Origin of the sequence: Sphaerisporangium sp. NPDC049002, assembly GCF_040649355.1 — a bacterium.
Taxonomy (GTDB): domain Bacteria; phylum Actinomycetota; class Actinomycetes; order Streptosporangiales; family Streptosporangiaceae; genus Sphaerisporangium.
Genome location: NZ_JBEZFH010000026.1, coordinates 1 through 23,855 on the forward strand (window position 1 = coordinate 1; position 23,855 = coordinate 23,855).

Genomic DNA, 23,855 nt, shown 5'->3' on the forward strand with positions numbered 1-23,855 from the left:
ACGCCTTGATCGGATCGAGCGACGCGGGCTCGCCGAAGGGCAGGTTCCAGCTGGCCTTGTCCAGTTCCCCCTGGGCGGCGGGGGTCGCGACGAGGAGTTCGTCGAGCTTGTGCTCGTCGACGGCCGGAGCGGTCGTCCCGCCGCTGCACGCGGCGAGCCCGAGGCTGAGCGAGACGGCAAGGGACGCCGCCACACGGATACGCATCTGATCCTCCGAACACTGCGGGAGTTTGTCCATATATGCGCCTGTACGTGGCTCTTTCGGCGCGGTAAGCGGCGACGCTACAGCACAAAACGTTTTAGTAAAAGGTTTTGGACGGCCCGATCGCGCTCTACTCTGTCCCTATGCCGGACCAGGAATCCCGAGTGGCGCGCGCGACGATCAGAGACGTCGCCCGCGAGGCGGGCGTCTCCGTCACGACGGTGTCCCACGCGCTGAACGGCAAGGGGACCGCGTCGGAGGCCACGCGGCAGCGCGTCCTCGCCGTCGCCGACCGCCTGGCCTACCGCGCCCATCCCATGGCCCGCGGCCTGCGCCGGGGGCGCACCGGCGTGCTGGCCCTCGACATGCGCCCGCTCGACGCCATCGGGTCGTACCTGCCGGTGGGCGTCGACTACTTCGTGCGCTTCGCCGGCGCGGCGGCGGTGACCGCCCTGGACCACGGCCTCGGGCTCATGCTCGTGCCCGACATGACCCGGGCGGACGTCCCCCAGGCCGCCCACGGCGTCGACGGCTACGTCATCGGCGACCCGTTACGCGATGACACGGTCCTCACCCGGCTCCTTTCCGCGGCCGTGCCGGTCGTGACCGTGGGGCGCGATCCCGGGCGGCCGGGGTTCACCGACTGGGTCGGCCCCGACGACACGGTGGAGACCGAGCGCATGCTCGACCTGCTGGCGGCGCGCGGCGCGCGGGACATCGCCCTGCTGGCCGGCACCGACGACAACGCGTGGAACGTCGACTCCGAAAGGGCCTACCGCGCCTGGGCGCGGCGCCGCCGGATGCCGGCGAGGGTGCTGCACGTCCCCGAGGCGGCGGGCGAGGAGGGCGGGCTCGACGCGGCCCGGCGGCTGCTGACGGGCAAACGGAGGCGGCCCGACGCGATCTACTGCCAGACCGGCCGCCATGCCGCCGGAGTCCTGGCCGAGGCGCGGCGGCTGGAGGTGGCGGTGCCCGGCGACCTGCTGCTCGCGGCCGGCTCGGACGCGCAGCAGACCCGCCTGGCCCAGCCCGCGATCACCGCGCTCGACCTCGCCCCGGAGGAGACGGGCAGAGCCGCCGTCGAGCTGCTCATCGCCCGCCTCAACGGCGACGAGACCCCGGGGCCGGTCGTCGTCCCCGCGCAACTGCACGTACGGGCGTCGACCGCCCGCTAGCGGGCGCCGCGTCAGGTGGGCTGGGGGAGACGTTCCCGGCGGCGGGCGCGGCGCCTGCGCAGCGCGCGGATCGCCCACCAGGCGGGCACGGCCAGCAGGACCAGCGCGACGATCACCAGCACGGGGAAGAAGACGGCGACCAGGCTCATGCCGAGCGACCCGGCGTCCTCCATGGAGCTGACGACAGGAGCGCCGACCCCGGCCGTCGAGACGTTGACGACGGGCCGGGCCGAGGCCTTCATGACGTGCACGGCGAGCGCCACGCCGATGCCGAGCACCCAGCTCACCCAGGGGTTGTGGCTCATCCAGGTGGAGTGGTCGAGCTGCGAGGCCGCCTGCGTGGCACTGAAGACCACGCCGCCCGCGGCCGGGCGCACCGCCGTCTGGATCATGTCGTTGACGTGGTCGACGACCGGCACCTTGTCGAGCACGACCTCGGCGAGCAGGAGCACGCCGATGATCGCGATCACCCAGCCGTTGGTCAGCCACGCGTAGTCCTGCGGCAGCCGTACGACGTCGGTGAAGTTGGCCAGGAGCCCGACCACGAGCAGCGGGATGTAGGCGTTGAGCCCCGCCGCCGTGGACAGCCCGAGGCCGGTCAGCGCCGCGAGCATCGCACCTCCACAGTCCTTGCGTTCTGAAGCGTCCTGAAGCGTCCCGAAGTGTCGCGACACGTTCTGACGCATCCTGACAAGGAAGACGAAGGAGCGGCTGCCCCGCGTTCCCCGGAACAATCAGGATCGGGTGATCCCGCTCACGCGTTCGACCGCCGAGGTGAACTCCTCGATCATCTCGTAGACGACCTGGCGAGCCGGTTTGACCTGGTTGAGCTGGCCGACCACCTGGCCGACGAAGTAGCTCGCCAGCTCGCGGGCGCCCGGCTCGCCGCTCTCGGCCGCCTCGGCGATGCGGGCGAGCGCGCCCTCGGCGAGCAGCATCTGCAGCGGCATCGGCAGCGCCCCCGGGCTCTCGGGGGCCTCCTCCCACTCGGTGGTCCAGGCCGACGCCAGTTGCCTGGCCGGCTTGCCCGTACGGGACCGGGAGCGCACGGTGTCGAGCGAGGTGGCGCCGAGCATCTTGCGCTTGAGGACCGGGGGCGTCTCGGCCTCCTCCGTGGTGAGCCAGACCGAGCCGCACCACACGCCCTCGGCGCCGAGGGCCATGGCCGCGGCCATCTGCCGCCCGCTCGCGATGCCGCCGGCCGCGAGCACGGGGACGGGCGCCACCGCGTCGACGACCTGGGGGACCAGCACCATCGTGGAGACCTCTCCGGTGTGACCGCCCGCCTCTGTGCCCTGGGCGACGATCAGATCGGCCCCGGCGGCCACCTGGCGCCGGGCGTGCTCCACCGTGCCGACCAGCGCGGCCACCGGGACGCCCGCGGCCCGCGCCTTGCCGGCCATGACGGGGGGCGGCGTGCCGAGCGCGCTGGCGATCAGGCCGACGGGGTGCTTGAGGGCGACGTCGATGAGCCCTGTGGCGCCCGAGTGCGTGACCCTGCGCCCGATCTCGTCGGCCTTGGCGCCGGGCGGGCCGGCCTGCCCCGCCTTGAACCTCTTGTCCGAGCTCACCCCGTACTTGGAGAACAGGTGGGCGACGAAGTCGCGGTGGACCTCGGGGATGAAGTCGAGGAGCCGGGCTCCGGGCTCGGCGACCGACCGGTCGATCTTCCCCGGCACCAGCACGTCCACGCCGTACGGCCGGCCGCGCACCTGCCTGTCGAGCCAGGAGAGCTCGCGGTCGAGCTGCTCGGGGGAGTAGGCGACCGCGCCCAGCACGCCGACCCCGCCCGCGTTGGTGACCGCCGCGACCACGTCCCGGCAGTGGCTGAACGCGAACAGAGGGAACTCGGCCCCGAACCTCTCACAGATCGGCGTCCGCATGTCGTGACCGTAGCCGCCGGGCGCGGCGCGGTCCAGATCACCGGCGGCGGCGGCGCCTGTCCAGCACCGGACAGCCAAGCACCGGACGGCCGGGTTGCGGACAGCCAAGCACGGGACAGTCCAGCGCCGGACAGCCAAGCGCCGGACAGCCAAGCACCGGACGGCCGGGTTCCGGACGGCCGGCCGGCGGGAGGGCTCAGGACGGGCACGCCCCCGGTAGGAGCGCTCCAAGGGCGCTCGGCTCACCGGCGGCGGGGGAGACGTGCCAGCCGTCCTCCGGGGAGTACCGGCGGACGATCTTCGCAGGCACGCCGGCGATGACGCAGTGGTCGGGGAACTCCCCGCGCACGACGGCGCCGCCCGCGACGACGGACTGCCTGCCGATCCGCGTGCCCGGCAGGATGATCGCGCCGGCGCCGAGCCAGGAGCCCGCGCCGATGGACACCGGGTTGTTGCGCGGCCACTGGCGGCCGATCGGCATCTCGGGATCGTCGTAGACGTGGTTCTGGTCGGTGATGTAGACGTAGGGCCCCGTGAAGACGTCGTCGCCGATGTCGATGGACTGGTGGCCCACGATGTGGCTGCCCCTGCCGATCGAGCAGCCCCCGCCGATGCGGACGATGGAGTCCGGGCCGAGGTCGACGCCCGGTCCCATCCCCGCCGAGATGGAGACGCGCTCGCCGACCAGCGTGTGGTCGCCGATCTCGATCCACGCCTCTCCGAAGATCGCTCCTTGGGGGAAGGCCAGGCAGGTACCCTCGCCGAGACGGCGGAACCGGTACCCGGCCGGAGACTTGGGGGTGACCGCGCCGGTCGCGCGGATCGCGGCCCAGACACGGTGGATCAGGCAGCCGAATATCCGGCGTAGTGCATCACGGGGTGACATAACCGGAAAAGTTACTCCGTGGTTAGGATGCTGGGAACGGACGCCCGGGGGATGTTCGGGCACTTCGCAAGCGTCCTTTGATATTCTGAGAGCCCGTGGACACGGGGTCGCCCGTCGGGACGGCCACGATCACAACGGACCACGGGAGACCCTCCTTGCGCAGCGCCGCAAACACCAAGCATCTGTTCGTCACCGGAGGCGTCGCCTCCAGTCTCGGCAAGGGGCTCACAGCCTCCAGCCTGGGGCGCCTGCTGAAGCTTCGCGGCCTGCGGGTCACCATGCAGAAGCTGGACCCCTACCTCAACGTCGACCCTGGGACGATGAACCCGTTCCAGCACGGTGAGGTGTTCGTCACAGACGACGGAGCCGAGACCGACCTCGACGTCGGCCACTACGAGCGATTCCTCGACACCGAGCTGCACGGCTCGGCCAACGTCACCACCGGCCAGGTCTACTCGAACGTCATCGCCAAAGAGCGGCGCGGCGAGTACCTCGGCGACACCGTGCAGGTGATCCCCCACATCACCAACGAGATCAAGGACCGCATCCGCGGCATGGCCGGCCCCGACGTGGACGTGGTCATCACCGAGGTCGGCGGCACCGTCGGAGACATCGAGTCGCTGCCGTTCCTGGAGGCGGTCCGCCAGGTCCGCCACGAGGTCGGCCGCGACAACGTCTTCTTCCTGCACGTCTCGCTCCTGCCCTACATCGGCCCGAGCGGCGAGCTGAAGACCAAGCCCACCCAGCACTCGGTCGCCGCCCTGCGCAGCATCGGCATCCAGCCGGACGCCATCGTCTGCCGCTCCGACCGGCCCATCACCACCTCGCTCAAGCGCAAGATCAGCCTGATGTGCGACGTCGACGAGGACGCGGTGGTCTCGGCGATCGACGCCCCCAGCATCTACGACATCCCCAAGGTGCTGCACTCCGAGGGCCTGGACGCGTACGTCATAAGGCGCCTCGGCCTGCCCTTCCGCGACGTCGACTGGCACGAGTGGGACCAGCTCCTGCGCCGGGTGCACCGCCCGGCCAAGGAGGTCACGATCGCGCTGGTCGGCAAGTACATCGACCTGCCCGACGCGTACCTGTCGGTCACCGAGGCGCTGCGCGCGGGCGGCTTCGCCTGCGACGCCCGTGTCAACATCCGCTGGGTCAAGAGCGACGACTGCGAGACCGGCGAGGGCGCCGCCCGCGAGCTCGACGGCGTCGACGGCGTGCTCGTCCCCGGCGGGTTCGGGGTCCGGGGCATCGAGGGGAAGCTCGGCGCGATCCGGCACGCCCGCGAGCGGCGGATCCCGCTGCTCGGCATCTGCCTCGGCATGCAGTGCATGGTCATCGAGGCCGCCCGCAACCTGGCCGGCGTCGAGCAGGCCAACAGCACCGAGTTCGACCCGGAGACGGCCGACCCGGTGATCTCCACCATGGCCGACCAGGAGGACGTCGTGGCGGGCGAGCGCGACATGGGCGGCACCATGCGGCTCGGCCTCTACCCCGCCAGGCTCGCCGAGGGCTCGATCGTGCGGCGGCTGTACGGCAGCGGGAGCGCCGACGAGCGCCACCGCCACCGCTACGAGGTCGGCAACGCCTACCGCGAGCGGCTGGAGGAGGTCGGCATGGTCTTCTCCGGCCTGTCTCCCGACGGCCGCCTGGTCGAGTACGCCGAGCTGGACACCGGCATCCACCCGTTCTTCGTGGGCACCCAGGCGCACCCGGAGTTCCGCTCCCGCCCGACCCGGGCGCACCCGCTGTTCAGCGGCCTCATCGAGGCCGCTCTGACGTACGCCGACGTGCGGGAGAGCGCCACCAAGGCCGGGAGGGGCGCGTGAGCGGCGGCGGGCAGGGACCCGCGGCCCTGGGGCTGACCGTGGACGACGTCCACGACGTGCCGGCGTCCTGGGAGGTCCTCGACTCCAAGGAGCGGTTCGAGGCCTACGTGATCTCGGTGCGCACCGACACCGTGCGCATGCCGAGGGACGAGGTCGCCGACCGCGACTACGTGGTCCATCCCGGCTCGGTCGCCGTGGTGGCGCTCGACGAGGAGGACCGGGTGCTCCTGCTGCGGCAGTACCGCCATCCGGTCCGCAGGATGCTGTGGGAGCTGCCGGCCGGCATCCGCGACGTCCCCGGCGAGCCGCTGGTCGACTGCGCCGCGCGCGAGCTGGCCGAGGAGGCGGGCTACCGGGCGGCCACCTGGCACACCCTGCTCGACATCTACACCTCGCCGGGGATGGCCGACGAGCGCATCCGCGTCTTCCTCGCCCGCGACCTCTCGGAGATCCCCGAAGAGGAGAACGGCTTCGTGCGGCGGCACGAGGAGGTCGACATGCCGGTTGTGTGGATACCCCTGGCAGAAGGGGTGAACAGGGCGCTGGCGGGAATGATCCACAATTCACCGGCCGTCGCGGGTATTCTCGCCGCGTACGCCGCTTTGTCGGACGGTTTCGCCGCCCTGCGTCCCGCCGACGCCGAGGAGGCCTGACAGGAGGTCCCCGTCCTGAGCCCCTACGCCGACACCGAGGCCGTGCTCGCCGGATACCTCGCCCACCTCTCGGTGGAGCGAGGGCTGGCGGCCAACACGCTCGCCTCCTACCGGCGTGACCTCAGCCGCTACCTCCGCTACCTGCGCTCGCGCGGGTGCCTGACCCTCGGCGACGTGGCCGAGGGCGACGTCCTGGCGTTCCTCACGGCCCTGCGCGAGGGCGACGAGCACCATCCCGCCCTGGTGGCCTGTTGGGCCGCCTGGGCCGTCTCGGCCGTACGCGGTCTGCACCGGTTCGCGGTGCGGGAGGGGGTCACGGCGCACGACCCCGCCCACGAGGTGCACCCTCCCAGCAGGCTGCGCCATCTCCCGAAGGCCATCGGGGTCGCCGAGGTCGAGCGGCTCATCGCCGCCGCCGGCCCGGAGGACGCGCCCCTCACCCACCGCAACCGGGCCCTGCTGGAGGTGCTGTACGGCACGGGCGCGCGGATCTCCGAGGCCGTCGGGCTCACCGTCGAGGACGTCGAGGCCGAGAACGTACGGCTGCGGGGCAAGGGCGGGCGCGCGAGGGTCGTCCCCCTCGGCAGGTTCGCCCGCGAGGCCCTCGGGGCGTACCTGGCCTGCGCGCGCCCGCTCATCTCCGCGCACGGGCGCGGCACGGCGGCCCTGTTCCTGAACGCCCGGGGCGGGCGCCTCACCCGCCAGGGCGCCTGGGAGGTGCTCCAGTCCGCCGCGGAACGTGCGGGCCTCGCCGGGGTTTCCCCGCACATGTTGCGCCATTCGTTCGCAACTCACCTCCTCGACGGGGGAGCTGACGTTAGGGTTGTCCAGGAACTGCTCGGCCATGCCTCGGTGGCGACCACCCAGGTCTACACGCTGGTCGGCGTCGACAGGCTCCGTGAGGCATATGCGGCGGCCCATTCCCGGGTTCGGCATCCAACTTCATAGCTCTAGGGCGCGTCGCCTTGCCGCATACGTGCCGACCCCATAGTGTCCGTCCGGACGGTCCGGTTCGGGGCCGTCAGGGAGGTTCAACTGGTGACTGCGACCACAGACGCTTCTATCCGGGAGGTCCCCGGTGCGCCCGACGCATCCTGGGGCGAAACCAGGAACGAGGGCATTCTGGGTCCAACCGGGCGTCCGCGCCCTGTCTTCCCTGAGCCGGTGGCCCCCACCACGCACGGCCCCGCGCGGGTCGTGGCGATGGTCAACCAGAAGGGCGGCGTCGGCAAGACCACCACGACGATCAACCTCGGGGCCTCGCTCGCCGAGTGCGGCCAGAGGGTGCTGCTGGTCGACTTCGACCCGCAGGGCGCGTTGTCGGTGGGGCTGGGCATCGACCCCCGCCCGCTGGAGTCGACCGTCTACGACCTGATCATGGAAGAGCCCGACGTCACCGCCGAGGACGTGCTCCTCAGCACCAGCGTCGAAGGCATGGACCTGCTGCCGAGCAACATATTCCTCTCCGGCGCGGAGATCAGGCTCGTCAACGAGGTGGCCAGGGAGTACGCCCTCGGGCGTTCGCTGGAGCCGCTGCTTCCCCACTACGACATCTGCCTCATCGACTGCCAGCCGTCGCTCGGCCTGCTGGCCGTCAACGCCCTGACCTGCGCGCACAGTGTGATGGTGCCGCTCGAATGCGAGTTCTTCGCGCTGCGCGGCGTCGCCCTGCTGATGGAGTCGATCACCAAGGTCCAGGAGCGGCTCAACAAGAACCTGGAGATCGACGGCATCCTGGCCACGATGTACGACCCGCGCACGCTCCACGCGCGGGAGGTCCTCGCCACGATCATGCAGGGCTTCGGCGACAAGGTGTTCCACACGGTGATCAACCGCACCGTGCGGTTCCCCGACGCCACGCTGGCCGGGGAGCCGATCACCCAGTTCGACCCGGCGTCCATGGGCGCCACCGCCTACCGCGAGCTGGCCCGTGAGGTTCTCGCCCGGTGGTCGCAGGACGACTGAGCGCCACCGCGCCCGGCGTGCGCGACAATGAGGCGGTGACCGAGCAGCCCGCGACCGGCCAGGCCAGGCCCGATGCCTTCCAGGTGCACCTGGAGGTCTTCGAGGGTCCGTTCGACCTGCTGCTCGGGCTGATCTCCAAGCACAAGCTCGACATCACCGAGGTGTCGCTGCACCAGGTGACCGACGAGTTCATCGCCCACATCCGCTCGATGGGCCCCGAATGGGACCTCGACCAGGCGAGCCACTTCCTGCTCGTCGCGGCCACCCTGCTCGACCTGAAGGCCGCCCGGCTGCTGCCCACCGGCGAGGTCGAGGACGAGGAGGACCTGGCGCTGCTGGAGGCCCGTGACCTGCTGTTCGCCCGCCTCCTGCAATATCGGGCCTACAAGGAGGTGGCGAAGGTCTTCGCCGGGCGCATGGCCGAGGAGGCGCTGCGCTTCCCCCGCGTGGTGCCGATGGAGCCCCGGTTCGCCGGCCTGCTGCCCGAGCTGGTGCTCGGCATCGGCCCCGATCGCCTGGCCCGCATCGCCGCAAGGGTCTTCACCCCGAAGCTCCCGCCCTCCGTCTCCACCGCCCACATCTATCAGCCGGTCGCCAACGTTCGCGAGCAAGCGGCTATCCTTGTGGCACGGCTCCGGCGCATGCGCACGGCCACGTTCCGGGCCCTGACCGCCGACTGTGCGGGCACCTTCGAGGTGATCGCACGCTTCCTCGCCGTCCTGGAGCTCTTCCGGGAGGCCGCGGTCTCCTTCGAGCAGATCGAGCCGCTCGGGGATCTGCACGTGACCTGGACCGGTGCCGACGACGGAGACGTCGCGGTGGCCGACGACTACGACGAGGGCTCCCCGGGCGACGAGATCCCGGAGGGCCATGAGAGCAGGCGGCGCCCACCGGGCGCCGGCGGCCAAGAGAGCGAAGATGCAGCCGATGAGTCCTGAGGACACGGGCGAGACCGCCGAGCCCGAGCCGAGCCTGCGGGCGGCTCTGGAGGCGATCCTGCTGGTGGTCGAAGAGCCGGTCGCCGAGGTCACCCTGGCCCAGGTGCTCGAACGCCCCTCGCGGGAGGTCGCCGAGGCACTGGCGGACCTGTCGGGGGAATACACCGCGCAGGGCCGTGGTTTCGATCTCCGGGAGGTCGCCGGCGGCTGGCGGTTGTACACGCGGGCCGAATGCGCCGCCCTCGTGGAGCGGTTCGTCCGTGACGGGCAGCAGACCAGGCTGACGCAGGCCGCTCTTGAGACCCTCGCGGTCGTGGCCTACCGCCAGCCGGTGAGCAGGGCGAGGGTCGCCGCCGTACGGGGCGTCAACAGCGACGGCGTCATGCGCACCCTGACGGCGCGCGGGCTGGTCGAGGAGGCCGGCACCGACCCCGAGAGCCAGGCGGTGCTCTACCGCACAAGTTCGTATTTCCTGGAGAGGCTGGGGCTGCGGAGTCTCGAAGAGCTCCCCGCGCTCGCCCCGTTCCTCCCCGACGACGTGGAAAACCTAGAGGAGCAACCGAAGTGAACAACAGGCGTGGTACCCCGTCCGGTGATGGACGCGGTCGAGGACGCGGCGGCGCCCCAGGCGGTGCCTCAGGCGCGAGGGGAGGTGCCGGGTCCCGAGGTGGCTCCGGCGGCTTCCGGGGCGCCGGAGGCCCGCGAGGAGGCGCTCAGGGCGGCTCCTGGGGAGGGTCCCGCGGCGGGAGCGACCGCCGCGACGCCTTCCGCTCCGACGAACGGCCCGGCGCCTCCGGGCGCGGCGCGTCCGAACGCGGCTCTTACGAGCGCGGCGCCTCCGAGCGCGGCGCTTCCGAGCGCGGCTCCTATGAGCGTGGCTCTTACGACCGCGGCGCGTCCGACCGCGGCTCCTACGACCGCGGCGCCTCCAGCGGTGGCGACGACCGTGGCTTCCGCCCGCGCGAGGGTTTCCGCGGCGGCTACCGCGACTCCGGAGCGGCTCCCCAGAGCTCCAGGGGACGGTTCGGCAGGCCCGGCGGCGACGACCGCCGCGGCTCCTTCCGCGACGATCGCGCGGGCTCGTCCGGCGGCGACCGCCGTGGCTCCTTCAGCGACGACCGTGGCGGTTCCGCCCGCGGTGGATCGTACGGCGGTGACCGCGCGGGTTCCTCCCGTGGCGACCGTGGCGGGTCGTTCCGCGGTGGCTCTTCCGGTGGCGATCGTCCCACCTTCTCCCGTGAGGACGACAGGGGTTCCTTCCGCGCCGGCCGGGGCGGCTCCCGCGAGCGGTACGGCAGGGACGAGACCGGCCGCGACCGTCCGGGCCGCGAGGAGGGCCGTTACCAGGGCGACTCCAGGGGCGGCTCCCGTGGGGGCTACGAGGGGCGTGACCGGCGTGACGAGGTCCAGACCATCGGGCGCGTGGAAGGTCCCTCCCGTGGCCGCTACGGGCGTCCGGAGCCGGGCCGTACGGGCGGCCAGCCTGGCCGTTCCGGTGGACAGCCTGGCCGTACGGGCGGCCAGTCCGGTCGTACGGGCGGACAGGCGGGCCGTCCGGGTGGCCTGACCGGTCGCGGCGGAGCTCCGGCGGGCCGGGGCAAGGCGACGCGCGGTGGAGCCCCCGCGGGCGGAGGCTTCGCGGGGCGCGGCCAGGCGGACCGTCCCGAGCGTGCGGGCGCGTTCAAGACCTCCCGCCAGCCGCTGCGCGACCCCGACTTCTTCCCGTCCGACTACGTCGACGAGCGCGACACCACCGAGGTGCCCGACGGCATCCGCCTGCAGAAGGTGCTCGCCCAGGCCGGCGTGGCGGCTCGCCGCACGTGCGAGGAGATGATCGGCGAGGGCCGCGTCACCGTGGACGGCCAGGTCGTGCGGAGGTTCGGCGCCCGGGTCGACCCCGCCAAGCAGATCATCCATGTCGACGGCAAGCGCATCCCGACCGCGCCCGACCTCGTCTACTTCGCGATCAACAAGCCGATCGGCGTCGTCAGCACGATGTCCGACCCCGAGGGGCGTCCCGCCCTGTCCGACTACGTGGCCGACCGCACCGAGCGGCTGTTCCACGTCGGGCGTCTCGACACCGAGACCGAGGGCCTGATCATCCTGACCAACGACGGCGAGCTGGCCCACCGGCTCACCCACCCCAGCTTCGGCGTGCAGAAGAAATACTGGGCCAAGGTGCCGGGGCCGATCCCGCGTGACCTCGCCCGCAGGCTCAAGAGCGGTGTCGAGCTGGAGGACGGCGTCGCCAAGGCCGACGACTTCAAGATCGTCCAGGAGCACGGCCAGCAGGCGCTGGTCGAGATCGTGCTCCACGAGGGCCGCAAGCACGTCGTCCGCCGGATGCTGGAGCAGGAAGGTCACAACGTGATCGACCTGGCCCGCATCGAGTTCGGGCCGGTCAAGCTGGGCCGGCTCAAGCCGGGCACGGTGCGGTCGCTCACGCTCAAGGAGGTCGGCGACCTTTACGCCGTCGTGGGAATGTAATCTGTCCGGAAAGCAGGGCCTGGCCGGGCGGCAGTGAGAAGGGGATGACATGGTGCGGGCCATCCGGGGTGCCACCCAGATCGACTCCAACGACCGGGAGGCGATCCTCGTCGCGGTGACCGAGCTGGTCAGCGAGGTCATGGAGCGTAACCGCCTGACCACCGCCGAGGTGATCAGCGTGATCTTCACGGCCACGCCCGACCTCACCGCGGAGTTCCCCGCGCTCGCCGCCCGTAAGCTCGGCTTCCACGACGTGCCGCTGATCTGCGCGAGCGAGATCGACGTCCCGGGCGCGCTGCCGCGCGTGGTGCGCCTGATGGCCCACGTGGAGACCGACCGGCCCCGCCACGAGATCCAGCACGTGTACCTCCGCGGGGCCGTCGCCCTGAGAGTGGACATCGCCCAGTGAGCGACGAACCGACCGGCATCCGGAGCGTCCTGGTCGTCGGCACCGGCCTGATCGGCACCTCCGTCGCCCTCGCCCTGCGGGGGCACGGGGTCACGGTCAAGCTCGCCGACCAGGACCCCCGGGCCGTCGTGCTGGCGCGGGAGCTCGGGGCGGGTGAAGAGTGGGCGCCAGGCGGCGAGCGCGTCGATCTCGCCGTGGTCGCCGTGCCGCCCCAGTTCGTGGCGCAGTGGCTGCTCGACCTGCAGAAGACCGAGGCTGCCCGGTTCTACACCGACGTGGCCAGCGTCAAGGCGCTGCCCATCGCCCAGGCGGCCGAGCTCGGCTGCGACATGAGCACCTACGTCGCGGGGCACCCGCTCGCCGGTCGCGAACGGTCCGGCCCGGCCGCGGCGCGCCCCGACGTGTTCCTCGGCCGCCCCTGGGCGTACTGCCCGGGGCCTGAGACCTCGGCGCGGGCCGTCGAGGCCGTCCTGTCCCTGATCAAGCTGTGCGGGGGGAACGCCGTCCAGGTGGATCCCGTCGCCCACGACGAGGCGGTCGCCCTGGTCTCGCACGCCCCGCATGTGGCGGCGGCGGCCATGGCGGCCCGCCTGGCCGAGGCCTCCGACACCGCGCTCGGCCTCGCCGGGCCGGGGGTGCGCGACGTCACCCGCGTCGCCGGGGGAGACCCGGGCATGTGGACCGTCATCCTGTCGGGCAACGCCCGCCCGGTGGCCGAGATCCTGGAGGCGGTCGCCACCGATCTGTCGGCCGCAGCGGCGGCCCTGCGCGCCGTGTCCGTCGACGACGGCGCCGCCATCGGCGGGGTCACCGAGCTGCTCAGGCGGGGCAACACCGGCCAGAGCCGGATCCCCGGCAAGCACGGCGGCCCCCCTGGGTCGTACGCGGTGGTCCAGGTCCTCGTCGGCGACCGTCCGGGCGAGCTTGCCCGCCTGTTCCAGGCGGCCAAGGACGCCGGGGTCAACATCGAGGACGTCCGCCTGGAGCACGCCCCCGGGCTGCTCCTGGGCGCCGCCGAGCTGTCCGTCGAGCCCGAGTCGGCCGAGGTTCTGGCCACGGCCCTCCGCGAGCACGGATGGCACGTCCCGTAGGGGCGACGATGCCCGGGTGGTGGACGTTTCCCGGTAACCTCTTTGCGGACAACTCAATCGGGACGCAGAGGGAGATGCCGTGACCGCACTGGTCGTCGCCATGGACGGCCCTTCGGGGTCGGGCAAGTCGAGCGCCTCGCGCGGCGTGGCGCGCGCGCTGGGGTTCCGCTATCTGGACACCGGGGCGATGTACCGCGCGATCACGTGGTGGATGCTGGAGCACGGCGTCGATCCGGCCGACCCGGCGGCGCTCGCCGACCGGGCCGCCGAGCCCGTGCTCGTCATCGGCACCGACCCCGACGCTCCCGGCGTCACCGTCGACGGCGTCGACGTGGCGGTCCAGATCCGCACCCACGAGGTCACCTCCGCGGTCTCCGCGGTCAGTGCCGTCCCCGAGGTCCGCAGCCGGCTGGTCGCCGAGCAGCGCGCCATCATCGGTGAGGGCGATATCGTTGTCGAGGGCCGTGACATCGGCACGGTCGTGGCCCCCGCAGCGCCGGTCAAGGTCTACCTCACCGCGAGCCCCGAGGCCCGCGCCCGGCGCCGCACCGCCGAGCTGACCGGCACGACGGTCGCGGCGCAGCAGGCCGAGATGGCCCGCCGTGACACCCTGGACTCGACGCGTAAGGCCGATCCTCTGGTGATGGCGGCCGACGCGATCGAGCTCGACACCACGGAGCTCAACCTCGAAGAGGTCGTCTCCGAGGTCCTGAGACTTGTGAAAGAGCGCACCTGACCGGTGACGCCGTGCGGCGGGCGCAGGACGTCCCGTCCCGCCGAGCCGCTGGAGAAGAGTGAGCACAAATGGAAACGGACGTGACGTGACGGGGGAGTACGGCGACGAGGGCGGCTGGATCGAGGCCCATATCGCGGAGTTCGAGGACGACGGCGTCGCCACCGAGGAGGAGCCGGACTTCGGTCCGCTCCCTGTGGTGGCCGTGGTCGGGCGTCCCAACGTGGGCAAGTCCACGCTGGTCAACCGCATCATCGGCCGCCGCGAGGCGGTCGTGGAGGACGTGCCGGGCGTGACCCGCGACCGCGTGACGTACGAGGGCACCTGGCGAGGCCGCAGGTTCACCATCGTCGACACCGGCGGGTGGGATCCCGATGCCACCGGCATGGCCCTGCGCATCGCCGAGCAGGCGCAGATCGCGGTCGAGCTGGCCGACGTGATCCTTTTCGTCGTGGACGCGACGGTCGGGGTCACCGACGCCGACGAGACTGTGGCCGCGGTGCTCCGGCGCTCGGGCAAGCCCCTCGTGCTGGCCGCCAACAAGGTCGACGACCAGCGCATGGAGCTGGAGGCCACGTCGCTGTGGTCGCTCGGGCTGGGCGAGCCGCAGCCGGTCTCGGCCCTGCACGGCCGTTCCAGCGGTGACCTGCTCGACATCCTGCTGGACGCCATGCCGGAGGCGCCGCCGCAGCGCTTCGGCGCCGAGCGGGGCCCCCGGCGCATCGCCCTGGTCGGCAAGCCCAACGTCGGCAAGTCCTCCCTGCTGAACAAGCTGGCGGGCGAGGAGCGGGTGCTGGTCGACCCGATGGCCGGCACCACCCGCGACCCGGTCGACGAGCTGATCCAGCTCGGCGGCAAGCCCTGGCGCTTCGTCGACACCGCGGGCATCAGGCGCCGCGAGCGAGAGCTCCAGGGGGCCGACTTCTACGCGGGCATGCGCACCAAGGCCGCCCTGGAGCGGTCCGAGGTCGCCGTGGTGCTCATCGACGCCTCCGACGTGCTCACCGAGCAGGACCTGCGCATCATCAGCATGGTGATCGAGTCGGGCCGTTCGATGGTGGTCGCGTTCAACAAGTGGGACCTGGTCGACGAGGACCGGCGCTACTACCTGGAGAAGGAGATCGACCGCCAGCTCGTCCGCGTCCCGTGGGCACTGCGCGTCAACATCTCCGCCAAGACCGGGCGGCACGTCGAAAGGCTCGTCCCGGCGATCGAGCGCGCTCTGGAATCCTGGAGCACGCGCGTGTCCACGGGCCGGTTGAACACCTTCCTGTCGGAGCTGGTGGCGGCCACGCCCCCGCCGGTCCGCAGCGGCAAGCAGCCGAAGATCCTCTTCGCCACCCAGGCGTCGACCGAGCCGCCCAAGTTCGTGCTGTTCACCTCGGGCTTCCTTGAGGAGACCTACCGCCGCTTCATCGAGCGCCGCATCCGCGAGGAGTTCGGCTTCGCCGGCTCCCCGGTCGAGGTGACCATGCGCATCCGCGAGAAGCGCGGAGCCCCCAAGAAGAAGTGACCACCCTCGACGACCCGCCGCGGGACCCCATGGCTGCTCCATGGGGTCCCGCGGCGTTTCGGGACGCTTCGGAGTCCCGTCGGGTGTGAGGGGTGGTCGACGGCTCCCGCCTACCCAGCGCTCTCGGCGGAGCGGCGGGGGAGGGCGAGGGCCGTCAGGGCGGCGATGCCGCACAGGACGGCGGTCAGCAGGAAGATCTCGGTGTACTCCGTGTGCAGGGCCTCGCTGACCTTGGCGGTGTACGCGGCGAGGCGCCGGGCGTACTCCGCGGGCTCGACGCCGAACGGCAGCGGAGTGTCCAGGTGCGCGGTAAGCGACTGGAAGCGGTGGAAGCCCCACGCCGAGAGCCCGGCGACGCCGAGCAGCATGCCCATCATGCGGGCCACGACGACCGCGGCCGAGGCCACCCCGTGCCGTCCCGCGGGGGTCACGCGGAGCACCGCCGAGGAGATCGGGGCGATCACCGCGCCGAGCCCGAGACCGGCGATGACCAGGTCGACGTCGACCCGGGGGAGCCCGAGGGGGTACTCCGCGGCGGCCAGGCCGACGGGCCATCGCGAGATCAGCGCGTAGCCGGCGCAGGCCACGACCAGTCCGGCCACGGCGACGACGCGCTCGCCGTACCGGCGGGCCAGCACGCCTCCGGCCAGCGCCGCGACGGCGAGTGCCACCAGGAACCTCGACAGCACCAGTGCCCCGCCCACGGTGTCCTTGCCGAGCAGCGTCTGCGCCGTGAGCTGCACGTCCACCAGCGTGACGAGCAGCGCGGCACCGGTCAGGGAGCTCGCCGCGAGCGAGGCGAAGAACGGGCCACGCCGCACGCCCGACATGTCCAGCAGGCGGGTCGTCGAGCGCAGCTCCCACACGACGAACAGCGCGGCGGCGACCACCCCGGCGGCGATGGCCGGCACGCCCCAGGAGGGCAGGACCGCCTTGTCCGGCTCGGGGTTGTACAGCCCGGCCACGAGCAGGCCGAGCGCCAGCGCGAGCAGCAGCCCGCCCACGACGTCGACGCGCGCCCGGGGGCCGGTCCTGGCGGCAGGGGGAGGCACCGTGCGGTGGACGGCGATCGCCGCGAGGAGGGCGAGCGGGAGGTTCACCCAGAAGATCCCGCGCCATCCGACCAGGGCGGCGAGCCCAGCGCCGTACAGCGGGCCCAGAACGCTTCCCAGCTCCTGTGCGGCCCCGACCGCTCCGAGGGCCACCGGGCGGGCGTGCTCGTCCCACAGGTCGCCGACCAGGGCCATGGTGATCGGCAGCAGCGCCCCGCCGGCGATCCCCTGGAGCGTACGGCCGGCCGTCAGCATCGGGATCGACCCGGCGAGCGCCGTCACCGCCGAGCCCGCCGCGAACCCGGCCAGGCACGCGTGGATCAGCGGGCGCCGCCCGTACCGGTCGGAGAGCTGCCCGAGCAGGGGCATCGCCGCGATGTAGCCGAGCAGGAAGCCGGTGACGACCGGTGTCGCCCGTTCGAGATGGTTGAGCGGCACCCCCACGTCCTTGGCGATGTCGATCAGGACGGTGACGACGACGTACGCGTCCAGCGCGGCCAGCAGCACGGCGGTGCCCCCGACGCCCAGTGCCACCCGGCGGGTGGCGCCGGGACCGGGCGCGGACGGCCCGGCGGACGTGGTTCCCGCGACGGGATGGGACGGGGTGGTCACAGGCTCACCTCGCCGGCTCGGAAGGACGTGGGCGGTGATCGTGGTGGGGCGGCGCCGGCTCGCTCCGGCGGTCATCGAGACGGGAAGGGGTGGTCATCGGGTCACTTCGGCGGGGCGGTGATCGTGACCGGGGCGTCGTAGTCGCTGAAGGTGACGACGACCGTGCCCGCGTTGGTGCCGCCGCCTATGGGCAGGCCCGCCTTGAGCAGGCGGTTCGTCGCCTTGTCGATCCACACCTGGCCGTTCACCCCCTGGTTCACGCCCGGCACCAGCGTGGCGATGGCCTGCTGCGACAGGTTCACCGCGACCCGGTAGGCGTCCGCGCCGCCGATCTGCTCCTCGGCCTCGGCCCTCGGGTCGGACGCGGTGGCGAGCAGGTGCGCGACCCCCTTGTCGGGGTTGAGGATGGCCGACGGGTCGTAGATGCCGGCCAGTTCCTCGCGGGTCATCGTCTGGTATCCGCCGGTGGGACCCTTGAAGTACACGGTGTCGCCCGTGAGGACGAAGTCGAGCTCCTGAAGGTTACCGAGGACGTCGATCTGGAGCGTGCCCTTGGCGTCAGCCTCCCTGGTCAAGGAGCCCTCGGCGTGCTTGACCGGGACGGGAGGCTTGCCTTCGGTCGCGATCGTGAAGGCGACGGTCCGCACCGACCGCATCGCCTCCGAGGATTTCCTGACGAGATCCTGCCCGCTGGGCAAGGCGGCGGCGTCCGGAGACGAGGCGCACGCGGCGACCAGGCACAACGACAGGAGGAACTGCGCCACGATCCACGGCGCACGGGCACCGGGCACGCGCGGACGGGGCGACCAATAGGTGAGCGACCTTTTCGACACAGCCCGGATGCTAGCGATCGGGGGCCTGACGACAGCGGTTTTCGCAGGTATCGGTTTGGGGTCGCCCCTGGCCCGCCCGCCGTCCGGGGTGGGGCGGGCAGGCGGGTCAGGGGCGGTGGGCATGGCCTCGGCCTGGTGGGCCGGCGGGTGAGCCCGGGGCGGTCAGCGGGACTCGTGCCGGAGCTGGCAGGCCATGCAGTACCGGCTGAGCGGCCTGATCTTCAACCGGTCGAACGGGATGCCCGACCCGCAGCCGGCGCACCGGCCGTAGGTTCCGTCGTCCACCTTGTCCAGGCTGCGCCGGATCTCCGCGATGACGCGGCCGGTGGCGGCGATGTCGGCGAGCACCTCCTGCCGCGAGATGTCCTGCACGTCGCCGTTCTCGATCGAGCCCTTCAGATCGCTCAGCTGGGTGGTCCGCCACACCAGTTGCGTCTCCATCTCCTCCCGGAGAACGCGGACCTGCAGCCGGCTGAGCCGGGTCCTCTCCTCGTCGGCCTTCATGGTTCCTGACCCCTTTCGGGAAGGTCGTACCGCTGAGGGAAGCCCGTCGAGGGCGGCCTGACGACCGGTGCTCGCGTGGCCGCCGGTGGCCTTCATGCCGTCGACCGAGTGCGTTCGGCGTCGGCACAGGCGGCGCACCGCTGCTCATGCGGAGCGCGCAACAGCTCCTTCAGCGGGATGAACGCTCCACACTGCTTGCAGGTGCCGTAAAGCCCTCGGTCCATCCGCTCGATCGCGGACTCGATCTCGATGACGTGCAGGCGTACCTGCCGGAGGGACCCACCCGCACCGTCCCCGGAGCCGCCGTGATCGTACAGGGCCTTCCCGGACCCGCTCGGGGCCTTTCCCAAGTCGCTCGGCGCGTTTCCGGAGCCGCTCGGGGCGTTTCCGGAGCCGCCGGGTGCGCCTCCGGGGGCCGAGGCGAAGGTTCCCCTGTGCCCGGCCCGCTGCTCGCTGAGCCGGTGGAGCTCGGCTCTGGCCACGACGAGCCGTTCCTCCAGCAGTTGGCGGAGTTCCTCCAGCCGGGTGACGTGCCGCTGGTAGTCCTCCATGAGGCTGTGCACTGACTTGATCTCGGCCATGACGGCATGACTCCTCACTCGATGGGTGGGCGGCGCCCGCCCGCGCGGGGCCTGACGAGGCCCCGCGCGCGGCACGGCGCGAGCCGGGGTATGGGTGCGGACCTCGCGTGACCACGCGGGCCCGTAGGACTTTCACGATGAGCCGGAGCCCGGAGCCCGGAGCCCGGAGCCCGGTAGCCGGAACCCGGAACCCGGTACCGGGGCTCAGGGCTGGACGCGGCCTTTCCTGCACCGCCGTACGGCCTCACCGGGTCTGGGCGCGGTCTTCCCGCCGTACACCTGATCGGGTACGGGGTGACTCATGCGCCTACGCGCGCCCAGCCCCGGCCCACGGCCGGAGCGTCGGTGCGCTGCCGCGCATCGAGCTACGGGCACGCGGTCGGCAGGTCGCGCCGTGCGTGTCCGTGCATATCCGGGGTGTCCGGGCGCGTGCGGGCGTATCCGGGGCGTGTCCGCAAGGACGAGTCCGTGGTCGCGGATCCGGCTGGGCCGTGTGACTGGGCCGTGTGAGCGGAAGAACCGGCTCCGGCTAGGCCTGGGGCGGGCTGCGGGAGCCCGCGGTGCGATGAGCCGTCTGCTGGGGACTGCGGATCGCGCCCGGATCGGGCCACACGGGGACGAGGAGCGACGCGGGTGCGCCCGCATCGGGCGCCGGCGCCTGGCGAAGCCAGTGGGCGGGCGGGTGCTCCAGGCCGGGGTACGACATCGGCGGCGTGGTCGATGTCTCCACGATCCAGCCCGTGGGCGCCCACACGTCGGTGGCGACGCCGGAAGGCTCGGCACCGGGGTCGTTCTCGTACCAGGCCGGGGTGGAGGCGACGAGGGCCAGGGCAAGCAGGAGCAGGCCCACCACCGATGTGAAGGCGGTGGACCCGTGCGCGCTACGCCCCCAGGTCGCCATGGAGCCGACCATAGCCCAGCCCGCGGAAAAGAGCACATGCCCGCTCTACTGCCCGATGAGCCCCCGTGAACCACCGCTACGGAAGCCCCCACCGGGTACGGCTTCACAGCCGGGTTCTCCGGACGTACCGGGTGGGCCGCAGTTTCTGGGCATACCGGGTGGGCTGCGGTTCCTGGACGTACCGGGAGGGCCGCGGTTCCTGGGCATACCGGGTGGGCCGCGGTTTCTGGACGTACCGGGTACGGTGAACCCCAATCGGGAGAGGAGGGGCCGTGCGGAGAAGATCGCCCGTCGCGTTGCTCCTGCTGCTGTTCTCGATCTTCCTGGTCGCCGGCGGGACTCCAGCCGCCGCTCTCGCCGCTCCCGCGCGGCACCACCCAGGCACCGCCCTCGCCCACCTCCAGCTCACCGAGCCCGCGCATTCGCCGGTCGCCGCTCTCACCCACCCCCAGTTCGCCACTCCCGCGCACCCCGAGGCCGCCGTTTCCGGGGGTGCTGAGGCTGCCGCGACTTCGCCGGTTCCGCAGGGCCCCGAGGTGCGGCAGGTCCTGCCCGCCGGGACCGGGGCCGATTTCCGGTCGGGGGCCGGGGGGCAGGCTCCGCACGGTGGGCTCGCCGCCGTCCCCGCCGCTTCGCGGCACCACGGCACGCGCTCGGTCGCGGCGGTCGCGGCGGACCGCGACCAAGCGCCCGTACAGCCGGGTCACACGGTTCGCCCGGCGCGGGCGCCACCCTCCACAGCGCTCTGACGCATCCCCCATCTCGACAAGCCTGTGGAGGCTTCCCATGTCACGTGCGCCCAGGTGGCGTGCGGTGATGGCGCTCGCCGTCATCGCGATCTCCCTGCTGCCGGTCCTGACCATGGCCCCGCGCCTCGGCCTGGACCTTCGCGGCGGTACTCAGCTCGTCTTCGAGACGAAGGACTCCCCGACGGTCAAGGCGGACGCCGCCGCCGCCGACCGTGCCCTCGATGTGCTCCGGCGCCGGGCGGACGCGCTCGGCGTCGTCGACCCCACCCTCGTACGGTCCGGAGAGAAGCGGATCATCGCCGAGCTGCCCGGCGTGCTCGATCCGCGCAAGGCCGCCGAGGTCATCGGCAGGACCGCACAGCTCATGTTCCATCCGGTGCTCGGCGTGGCCGAGGCCGGCGATCCCGGTGCCAAGGCGGACAAATCAGGTGAGCGGCTCCGCCTCGGTCCGCCCGCCGTCAGCGGTGAGGGCGTGACGGACGCCGTCGCGCGCAGCGACCCCCAGCAGGGCTGGGCTGGTTCGTCACCGTCGAGTTCCGCGAGGCGGGTGCGTGGCAGCGGCTGACCGGGGCGGCGGCCTGCGAGCCGGCCGGCGACCCCCGGCGCAGGGTGGCGATCGTGCTGGACGACGAGATCATCTCCTCGCCCCAGGTGGACCCGTCCGTGCCGTGCCGAACGGGTATTCCAGGCGGTTCCACGCAGATCTCCGGCTCCTTCACGCCTGAGGAGGCGCGAGACCTGGCCGTACTGATCAAGGGCGGCGCGCTGCCCGTACCGCTCGACCTCGTCGAGCAGCGCACGGTCGGCCCGACGCTCGGCGCGGAGGCGATCGAGGCCAGCGCCAAGGCCGCGATCGTCGGCGTGGCACTCACCGCGCTGTTCGTCGTCGTGGTCTACCGGCTGGTGGGCCTGCTCGCCGCGATCGCGCTGGGCGCCTACGGCCTCATCTCGTACGCCGCGCTGGTCGCGCTCGGCGCCACGCTGACCCTGCCCGGCCTGGCGGGGTTCGTCCTGGCGATCGGCATGGCCGTGGACGCCAACGTGCTGGTGTTCGAGCGCGCCAGGGAGGAGTACGGCCAGGCCCCAGGGCGCGGCCTCAGGTACGCCCTGGACCGAGGTTTCAAGAACGCCTGGAGCGCGATCGCGGACTCCAACATCACCACTCTGCTGGCCGCCGGCCTGCTGATCTGGCTGGCCTCGGGACCGGTCAAGGGCTTCGGCGTGACACTGGCCATCGGCGTGCTCGCCTCGCTGGTCTCGGCGATGCTGATCACGCGGGCCCTGACCCAGGTGGTCATCGGCAGGATCGGCCCCCGGATCTCCGGCCTCGGCTCGACGGGGCGCGTCAGGGCCTGGCTCGCCGCCCGCAAGCCGGACCTGATGGCCGGAGGGCGGGTCTGGCTGGCCATCGCGGGCGTGGTGCTCGTGGCTGCGTCCGCCGGGCTGTTCACCCGTGGCCTGAACTTCGGCGTCGAGTTCACCGGCGGGCGGATCGTGGAGTACGCCACGTCCGGGCAGGTCAGCCCGGACGTGGCCAGACAGGTGGTGCGGGACGCGGGCTTCGGCTCGGCGGTCGTGCAGACGTCCGGCGACGCGATCTCCGTACGTACCGGGCAGATCAGCGCCGAGGACGTGGCCCGCATCGAGAGCGCGATCGAGGCGAAGGCGGGCGAGGTGACCAAGCGGCGTGACGAGCTGATCGGCCCGAGCCTCGGCGCGGAACTGCGCCGAGACGCGCTCATCGCCCTCGGCGTGGCGCTGGCGGCCCAGTTGCTGTACCTGGCGATCAGGTTCAGGTGGACGTTCGGGGCGGCGGCCGTGCTGGCGCTCGTCGTGGACGGGGCCGTGGTCCTCGGCGCGTTCGCCTGGCTGGGCAAGCCGGTCGACGGCGTCTTCCTGGCCGCGATGCTCACCGTCATCGGGTACTCGGTGAACGACAAGGTCGTCGTCTTCGACCGGGTACGGGAGCTGTGGGCGGGGCGGCGTACGGCACGGTTCGCCGAGGTGGTGAACGACGCGATCCTGCAGACCGTGCCGCGCACGGTGAACACGGGCATCGGGGCGCTGTTCATCCTCACGGCGCTGGCGGTGTTCGGAGGCGACTCGCTGAGGGACTTCGCGATCGCGCTGCTCATCGGCATCGTGGCCGGCACGCTGTCCTCGGCGTTCGTGGCCGGGCCCGGCGCGGTCGAACTGGAGAGGTTCAGCCGGCGACCGCCTCCCCGGCCCGCCGATCGGCGCGCGCCCCGGCGCCGGGAAGGGTCGGGCGCCGTGGTCTGAGCCGGGAAGGTCCGTTCACCCCCCCCCCCCGTCGGAGCCCCCGGCTAGGCGCGTTCTTCGGCGCGGAGCCTGAGCAGGTGGGAGACGACGGGGGCGTAGGCGGCCTCCAGGGCCTCGATCAGCTCGGGGGCCAGGCGGTCGATGAAGTGGTAGCGGACGTTGGCGACGTGCATGGGCGCGACCCGCTGGATGGTGTCCCACCCGTGCTCGGTCAGCACCGCGAACGTGCCTCTCCGATCATCGGGGCAGCTCTCGCGGCGGACCAGGGAGGCGGCCTCCATGCGAGCGATCTGGTGGGACAGGCGGCTTCTGGACTGGATCGTCGCCTCGGCCAGGTCGCTCATGCGCATCCGGTGGCGGGAGTTCTCGGAGAGGTTGACCAGGATCTCGTAGTCGTTCACCGACAGCCCGAACTCCTGCAGCTCGCGGTCGAGCCGGTGTTCGAGGAGCTTGTGCGCGGAGAGGTGGGCACGCCAGGCTCGTTGCTCTCCGCCGCTCAGCCAGTTGGGGTCGAGGTCATCGGATTCCGCCGTGCTCATGGAGGTGAATCTATCTCCCTCAAGCGCGAACCAGGCGCATGTC

25 protein-coding genes are annotated in these 23,855 nt (G+C 72.2%); 15 read left to right on the plus strand and 10 right to left on the minus strand.

Annotated features, from left to right (window positions below; translation table 11 throughout):
- The coding region (locus AB0B89_RS08430; RefSeq protein ID WP_358549984.1) for a hypothetical protein at window positions 1–205 on the minus strand (205 nt) is incomplete at its 3' end.
- A gap of 140 nt (window positions 206–345) precedes the next feature.
- On the opposite strand from AB0B89_RS08430, the gene AB0B89_RS08435 reads away from it, so the two are divergent.
- Window positions 346–1,377 carry a LacI family DNA-binding transcriptional regulator gene (locus tag AB0B89_RS08435; RefSeq protein WP_358549986.1) on the plus strand — a complete coding sequence of 344 codons (1,032 nt, stop codon included), beginning with the start codon at window positions 346–348 and terminating at the stop codon, window positions 1,375–1,377.
- Between the two features lie 11 nt (window positions 1,378–1,388).
- Here AB0B89_RS08435 and AB0B89_RS08440 read toward each other — a convergent pair whose 3' ends face one another.
- The 3 genes from AB0B89_RS08440 to AB0B89_RS08450 all read right to left on the minus strand — a co-directional run bounded on the left by AB0B89_RS08440 (window position 1,389) and on the right by AB0B89_RS08450 (window position 4,146).
- Window positions 1,389–1,991 carry a DUF4126 domain-containing protein gene (locus AB0B89_RS08440; RefSeq protein ID WP_358549988.1) on the minus strand — a complete coding sequence of 201 codons (603 nt, stop codon included), beginning with the start codon at window positions 1,989–1,991 and terminating at the stop codon, window positions 1,389–1,391.
- A 120-nt stretch (window positions 1,992–2,111) separates the two neighbouring features.
- Window positions 2,112–3,260: a nitronate monooxygenase gene (locus tag AB0B89_RS08445; protein WP_358549990.1), complete on the minus strand. Its 1,149-nt coding sequence runs from the start codon at window positions 3,258–3,260 to the stop codon at window positions 2,112–2,114.
- A gap of 196 nt (window positions 3,261–3,456) precedes the next feature.
- On the minus strand, window positions 3,457–4,146 hold the full coding sequence (locus AB0B89_RS08450) for an acyltransferase (RefSeq protein WP_358549992.1): 690 nt from the start codon (window positions 4,144–4,146) through the stop codon (window positions 3,457–3,459).
- 155 nt (window positions 4,147–4,301) lie between these two features.
- Between AB0B89_RS08450 and AB0B89_RS08455 the strand changes: the two genes are divergently transcribed.
- The 11 genes from AB0B89_RS08455 (at window position 4,302) to der (ending at window position 15,761) form a co-directional block, all read left to right on the plus strand.
- Window positions 4,302–5,972, plus strand: coding sequence for a CTP synthase (locus AB0B89_RS08455; RefSeq protein ID WP_358549994.1), 1,671 nt, complete (start codon window positions 4,302–4,304; stop codon window positions 5,970–5,972).
- Window positions 5,969–6,625, plus strand: coding sequence for an NUDIX hydrolase (locus tag AB0B89_RS08460; protein WP_358549996.1), 657 nt, complete (start codon window positions 5,969–5,971; stop codon window positions 6,623–6,625). The genes AB0B89_RS08455 and AB0B89_RS08460 overlap by 4 nt, the downstream gene beginning before the upstream one ends.
- A gap of 42 nt (window positions 6,626–6,667) precedes the next feature.
- Window positions 6,668–7,573, plus strand: a complete 906-nt coding sequence (locus tag AB0B89_RS08465; protein ID WP_358549998.1) for a site-specific tyrosine recombinase XerD — start codon at window positions 6,668–6,670, stop codon at window positions 7,571–7,573.
- A gap of 255 nt (window positions 7,574–7,828) precedes the next feature.
- A complete protein-coding gene (locus tag AB0B89_RS08470) occupies window positions 7,829–8,590 on the plus strand; it encodes an AAA family ATPase (protein ID WP_358550077.1) in 762 nt (253 codons plus the stop codon).
- A 17-nt stretch (window positions 8,591–8,607) separates the two neighbouring features.
- Window positions 8,608–9,528, plus strand: a complete 921-nt coding sequence (locus AB0B89_RS08475) for a segregation/condensation protein A (RefSeq protein WP_358550079.1) — start codon at window positions 8,608–8,610, stop codon at window positions 9,526–9,528.
- Window positions 9,518–10,096: an SMC-Scp complex subunit ScpB gene (scpB, locus tag AB0B89_RS08480; RefSeq protein WP_358550000.1), complete on the plus strand. Its 579-nt coding sequence runs from the start codon at window positions 9,518–9,520 to the stop codon at window positions 10,094–10,096. Before AB0B89_RS08475 ends, scpB begins: the two co-directional genes overlap by 11 nt.
- The gene (locus tag AB0B89_RS08485) at window positions 10,093–12,015 is read left to right on the plus strand and encodes a pseudouridine synthase (protein WP_358550002.1); all 1,923 of its coding nucleotides are present in this window, start codon (window positions 10,093–10,095) and stop codon (window positions 12,013–12,015) included. The genes scpB and AB0B89_RS08485 overlap by 4 nt, the downstream gene beginning before the upstream one ends.
- A 49-nt stretch (window positions 12,016–12,064) precedes the next feature.
- The gene (gene aroH / locus AB0B89_RS08490) at window positions 12,065–12,424 is read left to right on the plus strand and encodes a chorismate mutase (RefSeq protein WP_358550004.1); all 360 of its coding nucleotides are present in this window, start codon (window positions 12,065–12,067) and stop codon (window positions 12,422–12,424) included.
- On the plus strand, window positions 12,421–13,515 hold the full coding sequence (locus tag AB0B89_RS08495) for a prephenate dehydrogenase (protein WP_358550006.1): 1,095 nt from the start codon (window positions 12,421–12,423) through the stop codon (window positions 13,513–13,515). Before aroH ends, AB0B89_RS08495 begins: the two co-directional genes overlap by 4 nt.
- A 100-nt stretch (window positions 13,516–13,615) precedes the next feature.
- On the plus strand, window positions 13,616–14,251 hold the full coding sequence (cmk, locus tag AB0B89_RS08500) for a (d)CMP kinase (RefSeq protein ID WP_358550081.1): 636 nt from the start codon (window positions 13,616–13,618) through the stop codon (window positions 14,249–14,251).
- 58 nt (window positions 14,252–14,309) lie between these two features.
- Entirely contained in the window at window positions 14,310–15,761 is a 1,452-nt protein-coding gene (gene der / locus AB0B89_RS08505) for a ribosome biogenesis GTPase Der (RefSeq protein WP_358550008.1), read from the plus strand.
- Window positions 15,762–15,871: 110 nt separating this feature from the next.
- Here der and AB0B89_RS08510 read toward each other — a convergent pair whose 3' ends face one another.
- From AB0B89_RS08510 to AB0B89_RS08530, 5 genes are all read right to left on the minus strand, one after another.
- Window positions 15,872–17,425: an MFS transporter gene (locus tag AB0B89_RS08510; protein ID WP_358550010.1), complete on the minus strand. Its 1,554-nt coding sequence runs from the start codon at window positions 17,423–17,425 to the stop codon at window positions 15,872–15,874.
- Window positions 17,426–17,526: 101 nt separating this feature from the next.
- On the minus strand, window positions 17,527–18,258 hold the full coding sequence (locus AB0B89_RS08515; protein WP_358550012.1) for an LppX_LprAFG lipoprotein: 732 nt from the start codon (window positions 18,256–18,258) through the stop codon (window positions 17,527–17,529).
- Window positions 18,259–18,420: 162 nt separating this feature from the next.
- Window positions 18,421–18,762, minus strand: a complete 342-nt coding sequence (locus tag AB0B89_RS08520) for a TraR/DksA C4-type zinc finger protein (protein WP_358550014.1) — start codon at window positions 18,760–18,762, stop codon at window positions 18,421–18,423.
- A gap of 92 nt (window positions 18,763–18,854) precedes the next feature.
- Window positions 18,855–19,343, minus strand: coding sequence for a TraR/DksA C4-type zinc finger protein (locus AB0B89_RS08525; protein ID WP_358550016.1), 489 nt, complete (start codon window positions 19,341–19,343; stop codon window positions 18,855–18,857).
- A gap of 529 nt (window positions 19,344–19,872) precedes the next feature.
- The gene (locus tag AB0B89_RS08530) at window positions 19,873–20,244 is read right to left on the minus strand and encodes a hypothetical protein (protein WP_358550018.1); all 372 of its coding nucleotides are present in this window, start codon (window positions 20,242–20,244) and stop codon (window positions 19,873–19,875) included.
- Window positions 20,245–20,516: 272 nt separating this feature from the next.
- Between AB0B89_RS08530 and AB0B89_RS08535 the strand changes: the two genes are divergently transcribed.
- Genes AB0B89_RS08535 through secF form a run of 3 tightly spaced genes read left to right on the plus strand, consistent with a single transcriptional unit; the run spans window position 20,517 to window position 23,273 of the window.
- Complete coding sequence (locus AB0B89_RS08535) at window positions 20,517–20,993, plus strand: hypothetical protein (RefSeq protein WP_358550020.1); 477 nt, start codon at window positions 20,517–20,519, stop codon at window positions 20,991–20,993.
- A 37-nt stretch (window positions 20,994–21,030) separates the two neighbouring features.
- Window positions 21,031–21,558 (plus strand): hypothetical protein, encoded by a 528-nt coding sequence (locus tag AB0B89_RS08540; RefSeq protein ID WP_358550022.1) that lies wholly within the window; start codon window positions 21,031–21,033, stop codon window positions 21,556–21,558.
- Window positions 21,555–23,273 (plus strand): protein translocase subunit SecF, encoded by a 1,719-nt coding sequence (gene secF, locus AB0B89_RS08545; RefSeq protein ID WP_358550083.1) that lies wholly within the window; start codon window positions 21,555–21,557, stop codon window positions 23,271–23,273. The genes AB0B89_RS08540 and secF overlap by 4 nt, the downstream gene beginning before the upstream one ends.
- A gap of 44 nt (window positions 23,274–23,317) precedes the next feature.
- Here the strand turns inward: secF and AB0B89_RS08550 are convergent, their stop codons facing one another.
- Complete coding sequence (locus AB0B89_RS08550; protein ID WP_358550024.1) at window positions 23,318–23,812, minus strand: MarR family transcriptional regulator; 495 nt, start codon at window positions 23,810–23,812, stop codon at window positions 23,318–23,320.
- Window positions 23,813–23,855 lie beyond the last annotated feature (43 nt).

Bases quoted from the DNA above. Each gene is read 5' to 3' on its own strand.
- AB0B89_RS08435 (WP_358549986.1), top strand. From the start codon at position 346: ATGCCGGACCAGGAATCCCGAGTGGCGCGCGCGACGATCAGAGACGTC.
- AB0B89_RS08440 (WP_358549988.1), bottom strand. From the start codon at position 1,991: ATGCTCGCGGCGCTGACCGGCCTCGGGCTGTCCACGGCGGCGGGGCTC.
- AB0B89_RS08445 (WP_358549990.1), bottom strand. From the start codon at position 3,260: ATGCGGACGCCGATCTGTGAGAGGTTCGGGGCCGAGTTCCCTCTGTTC.
- AB0B89_RS08450 (WP_358549992.1), bottom strand. From the start codon at position 4,146: ATGTCACCCCGTGATGCACTACGCCGGATATTCGGCTGCCTGATCCAC.
- AB0B89_RS08470 (WP_358550077.1), top strand. From the start codon at position 7,829: ATGGTCAACCAGAAGGGCGGCGTCGGCAAGACCACCACGACGATCAAC.
- scpB (WP_358550000.1), top strand. From the start codon at position 9,518: ATGAGTCCTGAGGACACGGGCGAGACCGCCGAGCCCGAGCCGAGCCTG.
- aroH (WP_358550004.1), top strand. From the start codon at position 12,065: ATGGTGCGGGCCATCCGGGGTGCCACCCAGATCGACTCCAACGACCGG.
- cmk (WP_358550081.1), top strand. From the start codon at position 13,616: ATGGACGGCCCTTCGGGGTCGGGCAAGTCGAGCGCCTCGCGCGGCGTG.
- AB0B89_RS08520 (WP_358550014.1), bottom strand. From the start codon at position 18,762: ATGAAGGCCGACGAGGAGAGGACCCGGCTCAGCCGGCTGCAGGTCCGC.
- AB0B89_RS08525 (WP_358550016.1), bottom strand. From the start codon at position 19,343: ATGGCCGAGATCAAGTCAGTGCACAGCCTCATGGAGGACTACCAGCGG.
- AB0B89_RS08530 (WP_358550018.1), bottom strand. From the start codon at position 20,244: ATGGCGACCTGGGGGCGTAGCGCGCACGGGTCCACCGCCTTCACATCG.
- AB0B89_RS08540 (WP_358550022.1), top strand. From the start codon at position 21,031: ATGTCACGTGCGCCCAGGTGGCGTGCGGTGATGGCGCTCGCCGTCATC.
- AB0B89_RS08550 (WP_358550024.1), bottom strand. From the start codon at position 23,812: ATGAGCACGGCGGAATCCGATGACCTCGACCCCAACTGGCTGAGCGGC.